Source organism: Candidatus Methylomirabilota bacterium (assembly GCA_027293415.1).
Classification (GTDB): Bacteria; Methylomirabilota; Methylomirabilia; order Methylomirabilales; family CSP1-5; genus CSP1-5.
In genome coordinates this window covers 24,622-31,574 of record JAPUFX010000182.1, presented here as the reverse complement: position 1 = coordinate 31,574, position 6,953 = coordinate 24,622, and the positions used below count along the sequence as shown (strand labels likewise).

Here is a 6,953-nt window from a genome sequence, read left to right as displayed (position 1 = left end):
TGGCCCGGCACTACTTTATTTTTCTCTGAACCCTGAACCATAAGCCATGAACCAGAATGGGCCGCTAGCTCAGCTTGGTAGAGCAGCTGACTCTTAATCAGCGGGTCGCAGGTTCGAGTCCTGCGCGGCCCACCAACCTTTTCCACTCGTTGCGTCCCTCCAAAAGTTCCAGGATCCCCGGATTGTCCCTACATTAGTAAGCGTCGCATCCCTCACCAACAGGTATGCTGCGTCTGTTGAAGAGTGTTGAGCAGCGAGTCTCGGGTGTAGTGCTTTGCGTCCGAGGGACCGCGGTGAGGGACAACTTCAAGATGGCGGAAATGCAACCCTCGCGGTGGCGTGCTGCGGCAGGTTTTTCTGTGTGGAGCTCCTGAAAGATTGGAACCATACCGATCCACCGAGTTGTCGTGAGATGCGGAGGAACTCCAGGGTACTCGCAACCGGTTCATAGATCATTCAAGGCGAGTGGAAGGATTTAGAGTTTAAGTGGCCCTCACGGCCCTCCACCATCCCACCCCCCGTGTGCCCGTGAGATTTGGATGAGGACCCTCAGTGCCTCCTCAGTCTGAGGGCTGAGGTCGAGGAATTCCACCCGCGTCTGATAGCACAGACCCCCTCCTTGGTTACGGCTTACCCGACTCTGTAACAGTCGACACCGGATGGTTGACAGGTCGCCGCTAGCCTCCAGCTGTAGAAAGCCGGGGCTGTGCGGTTGAATCATGCCGTGGTGCTCTACGAGGGCTCCTCTCAGGGTGAGGTCAAGCACGTCCGCCATCTGGAGGGTTGGGATTCCCCCCCTGATCCCAGAGATACGAAACCTTGGAGTCTTCTGCATCTGACGATTCTTACGCACATCTCGTGTGCGAGTTGCTTTCTTCATAGCCTTGACATCCTGAAGTCTCCGCGTACCCTTCGGTCGATGAAGGGACCCCTGATCGGATGGCCCGTGGCCATGCTGTGAACGAAACGATGTCCCTTTTTTGTGCAGAGTCCGGACCATATCATGCAGATAGGGTGCCAGCTGTCCGTCGGTTCCCTTCCCGGGCATGTACAAAAATCGTCACAGGGGAACGGGACCCTACGTCAGGATGTCTTGAGCTCTACCCCAAGCCCTTGGCACATAGGTGGCTAGGATGATCTGTCCGCGAAGGATTTTTCATTCGCAGGAGAGGCTGGACCGCTCCGTCCCTAGACCCATGCCCCCCCGGGGGGTGCCGCTGATCGGTGGCCTCAAGGAAATTTGGCCCCAAATTTGCTACATGGTGCTACATGGAAGGTCGGACTAGGTGTGCACCAGCGTGGCGTTTGGCCGCGATCAATCACAAACTCGTGAAAGGCCTGGGAAGTCCCGGCCCTTGGAGGAGGTCACATGGCCCCGGAAATTGAAAACGCTCTTCCTCCCCAATGGAGACTGCTCTTCCAGATCGTGACCCTACCCGTGTCCTGGATCCCAACCGTTCAGGCGATGATCTTAGGGTTCATCTGGGATTACTCCTCCTCCCCGGAGGCAGCCCTGAAATTCATCCTTTTCCTCCTCCCGGCCTTGCACGTCATTGCCGGCATGTGGTGTACGATGGCCGCCGTCTACACCTTGCCGTTTCGCGGGGGGCGGAATCAGTTTGTCGCGGTGGTGCTCAGCACCTGGTGGGATAGCGGTCGCGCGATCGGCATGTACTGGGCCGGAATCATCCGGGCCGTGTTTGTGACAGCGGGGTTTGTGTGGGGGTTCATCCGCATTCTGGCCGCTGGCGTGTACCTCGCCATCGTTGAACTCATCACGCTCCCCTTCTCCCTCCTCAAACAGGTCACCAAGAAGACGTTGCGGCCGGGCATTCCCTGGATCGCCGTCACCCTCACCATCGTTTGGTGTATCCTCGAGGGGGGGATTTTCAGCGTCACCCTGTACCCCACCGTCTCTGATATCACCACCGACCTCATGGGGGGGGGCCCCCACCCCTACCTGCAACCGGTTCTCTTCATCTTCCTCGTCCTGCTCATCGCTGGCAGTTTCGCCGCTCTGCAGGTCATGCTCGAGGCCATCCAGCAGCGCAACTGGCCGGACATAGTCAAAACGGCCCTGGTGGAGGCGTTCGTCATGTTCTTTGAGGTCCTCTTCCTTTACCGTGAGTTGGTCGACGCCATAACCCCGGTGCTGGCCCGTCAAAGTGGTGGGCAGGTCCTGATCGGTCTCACGGGTGTGCTGCTCATCTCGGCGATGGCCTGGATTGGAATCCGCGGGATGACCTGGTTCCTCTTTGCGCGATACGGGACGCCGACCCTCACAGCCATCATCTCTGCTCAGGGCATCACGGAGGCGCACACAGAGGCGCATCCTGCCCCGGAGGCTGTTCTTTCGTGGACCAAGGAAATGATCGGCCACGTGAAGAAAGACATTGGCTGGTTCCAGAGCGCCGGGATGCAGCTCGTGGAGGCCTACGTCCTCCCGCCGCTCCAGGTGCTCGCCGCCACCATCAATTTCTTCATGCTGCTGTTTGCCGGGCGGCACATGTTCAAGATGCCGCTCAAGACACTGCACACCTTCATGGAAACAGGCGAGTTGCTCAAGCTTGCGCGGGCTGAGGGTCACGCCTCTGGCCGGGCGAGTGGGCGATAGGGTAAGAGGAGGCCCCCATGGCACACCGGCTGTACGTCCTACTTGTCGCTGCGCTGCTGCTGACACCCGGCTGCACATCCTCCGGAGAAGCGGAGCCCCGGCTCTCGCTCTTCATCGGGGTGGACGTCAGCGGATCCTTCACGCGCACGCCACAGTTTCAGGATTCCCTCCGCTTTCTCTCGTACTACATCTATGGCCATCTGCACGGCACCGGGGGGACCGAGGAGGTGCGGGCCCTCTTCGTGGGCTCTCTCGGGGGGGATGTACCGGACGAACCGAAGACCTTGCATCCCATCCAGGTATTCGAGCGCAAGAGCGTCCCCGAGATCGAGGCCAAGTTAAAGAAGCTCTTCGGCACCAAGGGAAATTACCTGACGGACTTCAACGCCTTTTTCAAGCGAGTCTCAGAAGTCGTGCAAAAGCAGAACTTGCTTCTCGCCCCCCTTGCCATCGTCATCGTCACCGACGGCGTCCCCGAGGTTGCGGCCGTGAGAAAGGGAAAGGGGAAGATCGAGAAGGCGAGCTATGAAGGGATTGACGTCTCGCCACTCGAGTTCCTGGCCCGGAACGTCACGATCCGGATTCTGTATCCATCCCCTATCGTTGCCGCGGCGTGGGAACGCGAGGTCCCCCGCCAGCGTCTCCGGATGTGGCCAGTGGAAGCAGAGGTAATGCAGGGCTGGCACGAGCAGCTTGAGAAAAAGCCAAAGGTTGAGGACGAAAAGCGTTTCTGGAAATGGATCCAGGACATCGTGGATCGCCGGGTCCGTCGCCAGAGGATCCTATAGGACTTGGCCCACTGCGCACCACCGGACGCCGGGACAGGTAAATTCTCCCAATAACTCTTGGGCGGGGGTCCTTCCCAAGCAGGTGACCGCGAAGCACCCCCCTAGACCCCTCTCATCCTATTCTGTGTCCAACGGGATTGCAGGCTGTACAAGCGGCTTTCGGTTGGCCTGCCCGCGATTCTTCTTGTGAAAAATTCGAGAAAACTCGGTGAAGGCGAACAGGTGGAAAACTTTGCAGGGGATATGTTCTTGCCGCGCACTCGGGCCTTTACAGTAAGTAGGTGGATGCTGGGACTGACTCAACTCCACTTATTCGACCGTCTCCTGACAGGCAACGCAGAGGGTTGCGGTGGGGACGGCCTTCAACCGCTTCCAAGGGATTTGCTTTTCACACAGCCGACAGACACCGTACGTCCCTCGCTGAAAGCTCTTCCAGGCCTGATCCAGGGCCTTGGCCCGGGATGTTAAGAGCTCATAGGCCCTGGTCTCTTGCTCTTGGAGGAGCTCCTGTTGGGCCTGCTCGGGCAGGTCTTCTGGATCACCGTTCGACACCTCGCTGGACGCCCAGAAGCCATTCATCTTTCGGTCAGCCATCCTGATTAGTTGTGTTCGAACGGCCTCCCTCTCCTTCGTGATTTGCCGAGACAGCGTCTTCTGCTTATCCATCTCCTCACTCCCTCCATCCGTGAGTGTCCAGAGTTCTCAAGGAGATCACTCAACCGATCGGGGCATTATCTGGGCAATGTCCGTGCCAGACATCTCCACCATGAGAGGAACGCTGAGTAATTTGTTGTTATATCTAAGGACACTCTCAAGGCACGCTGCGTCCGGCTCCCCCCAAAACCGTCGGCTGGAGATCTCGGTCCTCCGGCAACTGTAGGCAGAATTTTCCACCTGGGGGCTCCATGCCTCTTCCCACATTGCTCCATGGAAGGCTCCATCAGCCGAACTGCGGATCATCTCCCCAAGGAGCGGGTCTGCCCTCCCGCACTTTTCGCTGGCACGTTCCTTGCCTGCCTCCTGAGACGCTGGCCGCGACTCAGCTAGCGGCTGGCGGGGAGGAAGCGAGGTCCAAGGCAGATCGGGTTGCCGGACAAGCGGTCCATGCGGTTGCTCGGGGTCTGGATCTTCATAGAGATCCCCGGGGCGCTCGAAGCGGAGAAGAAAGGAGAAAAGATGCTTCGAAAAGTGGGGCGAATTTTCTTGATCCTTCTCGTTGGTGTACTGGTCGGGGGATCCTCGACCACGGCGAGCGCAGAGAAGGTAAAGGCCCCCTTCGATCCGGAAGGGAAACCCCTTCTGTATGTATCCTTCTTACCTCTCGTCACAGATAAGGGCGACTTTGTCCCGGTTCTGGTGGAGTTTTACAGGACTCCAGCCGGAGAAGTAGTTGTGGAATGGAACCCGTTTGAGACCCGTCGCTTGCAGGCAGTGGACCTCAGCCCAGCCGACCCGTGCGGGCCAATATGGATCAATAAGGCGCTCCTGACCAGGGAACGCCAGAGCGGGTGGAGGGGATGGATCCTGCGGTCTGAACCCATCGAAAGAGATGAGTGGGGGTTGGAACCGAGCATATCGCCGAAGTGCAGAAAGCAACTCGCGAGCATTGAGTAGCACAGAAGAGGGAAGGGTAGGCTCTGGGGAGCCATGCACAAACCACTCTCGCCGAAGGAGGGAACCACCGACGATGCTGCTCCGAAATCTCCCTATTGATGAGCAACGCCTTCTGATCCGTGCCCAGCTTGCTGCCGATATCCCCGCCGTACCAGAACTGATCGCCTTTCTCCGGCGTCTCGGCGATCGACTCGGGATGCAGGTAGTTTCCGACCCGCTTGCCCTCGAAGTGGACCTGCCGGAAGACATGGGACGCGGCGTCCATGTGCACCTGAACTGGGCGGAGAGCGGGGCCGATATCTACACCTGGGAGAAATTCGGGTACCTCTCACTCTCCGTCCACACCTGTAAAGTCTTCAACGACTGGGAGGTAATCCGTGAGTTTGTCGACTGCTTCCGAGTGGTGGAGTATCAGCTGGGTTGGGCTGCCTGGGGTGAACCCCATTCGCCCTTTCGGAAGCCATCTAACCTCTGACCCAAATTTATGAGTCCAGCGGCCGTGCGAATGCTCGGATGGGAGGGCGAGAAGCGCCATCCATTACGGCGGGAGCGGCACAGTGCGGTGGTTTCGGTGCCCCTCGCCGGTGGTGCATTGGATGGTTGGAGCTCAGGTCGGGAGAGGAGTAAGGAGCATGGCGCGCATCCTGGTCGTCGAGGATGATCCTGACAGTGCGGTGGTGATGCAGCGAATGCTGACCAAGGGTGGAGGGCACCAGGTCGAGGTGACGGAGGACGCGGCCCAGGTCGTGGCGCTTTGCCGGGCCGGCACGGTGGATCTCGTCTTGATGGATGTCTTCCTCACCAACAGTCGCTACCAGGGCGAGCCGGTCGACGGCCTCCAGCTCACCCGGATACTCAAGGGTGATCCCGAGACGGCGCAGCTACCGGTCCTCTTGGTGACGGCCCATGCCATGCACGGGGACCGGGAGTCCTTCCTGAAGCAGAGTGGGGCTGACGGATACGTGGTGAAACCGATCGAGGATTACGAGACGTTGCTGGGAACGCTCAAGGGGTGCCTCTCTCGCAGTGGAGGACAGCCGACTCAATGGGGCAAAGATGGACATGAGCGCGGCACCGTCGAGAGTGGTGAAGGTCAACTGGATCAAATCGCTGATCGTATCCACAAAGTCTCAACGATCCCCCATTTCGCTCTGCAGATTGTCGAGATGGTCCACAACCCACGATCCTCTGCAGCCGACCTCAAGACAATTCTGGAGACCGACCATTCGTTGGCAGCCCGCCTGCTGGTCACGTTGAATTCGACGGCGTACGACCTGCCGGCCCCGGTGGATAGGCTGCTCGCAGCAGTCAGCTTCGTGGATCTTAGCGAAGTCACGAATCTGGCGCTCACCGCATTGATCGGCGACATGTTCAAGAAGGAGGTGGCAGTCGGCTCGTACAACCGCAATGGTGTGTGGCAGCATATGATCTGCGTCGGCTTGGGGGCCCGTTTGGTTGCTGCCCGTGCCGGAGTCGAAAATTTTGAGGAAGCATATCTCGCGGGTTTGCTCCATGACTTTGGAATTGTCCTCATAGAGAACTACTTGCATGAAGCGTTTGTCGAGATCGTCGCAGGCGTATCGCCCAAACGGCCACTGTGGGAGGTCGAACAGGAATATCTGGGATTCGATCATACGCAGCTTGGGGCCCGGGTCGCGGAGCATTGGCGTTTGCCGGCCAGCACGCGAGCCGCGATACGCTATCACCACGATTCGGACCGTTGTGACGGTGGGGATAAGGTGATCGTCCAGGCTGTCGAGACGGCGAACTTCCTCTGTTCGGCAAAGGGGTTGAGTTCAGTCGGCACCCAGTACATCGGAACACCCAGCAAATCGACCTTGAGAGGTTTATCGATTACACGGGAGGGCTTCAGAGTCCTATGGGACGACCTTGACCACGAGTTAGTCAAGGTGCAGGCCCTCATCAACATCTGAGCA

Annotated in this window: 7 protein-coding genes, 1 tRNA gene and 1 pseudogene; 7 read left to right on the top strand and 2 right to left on the bottom strand. The window is 58.7% G+C overall.

What is annotated here, in order from left to right:
- The first annotated feature begins 58 nt into the window (after positions 1-58).
- Positions 59-135: transfer RNA gene (locus O6929_12665), tRNA-Lys, on the top strand.
- Between the two features lie 358 nt (positions 136-493).
- Here O6929_12665 and O6929_12660 read toward each other — a convergent pair.
- Positions 494-853 carry a hypothetical protein gene (locus O6929_12660; GenBank protein MCZ6481231.1) on the bottom strand — a complete coding sequence of 120 codons (360 nt, stop codon included), beginning with the start codon at positions 851-853 and terminating at the stop codon, positions 494-496.
- A gap of 516 nt (positions 854-1,369) precedes the next feature.
- Between O6929_12660 and O6929_12655 the strand changes: the two genes are divergently transcribed.
- A complete protein-coding gene (locus O6929_12655) occupies positions 1,370-2,614 on the top strand; it encodes a hypothetical protein (GenBank protein ID MCZ6481230.1) in 1,245 nt (414 codons plus the stop codon).
- Positions 2,615-2,631: 17 nt separating this feature from the next.
- Positions 2,632-3,402 (top strand): hypothetical protein, encoded by a 771-nt coding sequence (locus O6929_12650; GenBank protein MCZ6481229.1) that lies wholly within the window; start codon positions 2,632-2,634, stop codon positions 3,400-3,402.
- Positions 3,403-3,711: 309 nt separating this feature from the next.
- Here O6929_12650 and O6929_12645 read toward each other — a convergent pair whose 3' ends face one another.
- Positions 3,712-4,068: a TraR/DksA C4-type zinc finger protein gene (locus O6929_12645; GenBank protein ID MCZ6481228.1), complete on the bottom strand. Its 357-nt coding sequence runs from the start codon at positions 4,066-4,068 to the stop codon at positions 3,712-3,714.
- Between the two features lie 420 nt (positions 4,069-4,488).
- Here O6929_12645 and O6929_12640 point away from each other — a divergent pair, with 420 nt between their 5' ends.
- From O6929_12640 to O6929_12625, 4 genes and pseudogenes are all read left to right on the top strand, one after another.
- Complete coding sequence (locus tag O6929_12640) at positions 4,489-5,016, top strand: hypothetical protein (protein MCZ6481227.1); 528 nt, start codon at positions 4,489-4,491, stop codon at positions 5,014-5,016.
- A 73-nt stretch (positions 5,017-5,089) separates the two neighbouring features.
- Positions 5,090-5,491, top strand: coding sequence for a hypothetical protein (locus O6929_12635; protein ID MCZ6481226.1), 402 nt, complete (start codon positions 5,090-5,092; stop codon positions 5,489-5,491).
- Between the two features lie 157 nt (positions 5,492-5,648).
- Positions 5,649-6,005 (top strand): annotated as a pseudogene (locus tag O6929_12630) (response regulator).
- Positions 5,979-6,950, top strand: coding sequence for an HDOD domain-containing protein (locus O6929_12625; protein ID MCZ6481225.1), 972 nt, complete (start codon positions 5,979-5,981; stop codon positions 6,948-6,950). The pseudogene O6929_12630 and the gene O6929_12625 overlap by 27 nt, the downstream one beginning before the upstream one ends.
- Positions 6,951-6,953 lie beyond the last annotated feature (3 nt).

Coding starts and splice junctions, on each gene's coding strand:
- O6929_12635 (MCZ6481226.1), top strand. CDS start 5,090: ATGCTGCTCCGAAATCTCCCTATTGATGAGCAACGCCTTCTGATCCGT.
- O6929_12655 (MCZ6481230.1), top strand. CDS start 1,370: ATGGCCCCGGAAATTGAAAACGCTCTTCCTCCCCAATGGAGACTGCTC.
- O6929_12645 (MCZ6481228.1), bottom strand. CDS start 4,068: ATGGATAAGCAGAAGACGCTGTCTCGGCAAATCACGAAGGAGAGGGAG.
- O6929_12650 (MCZ6481229.1), top strand. CDS start 2,632: ATGGCACACCGGCTGTACGTCCTACTTGTCGCTGCGCTGCTGCTGACA.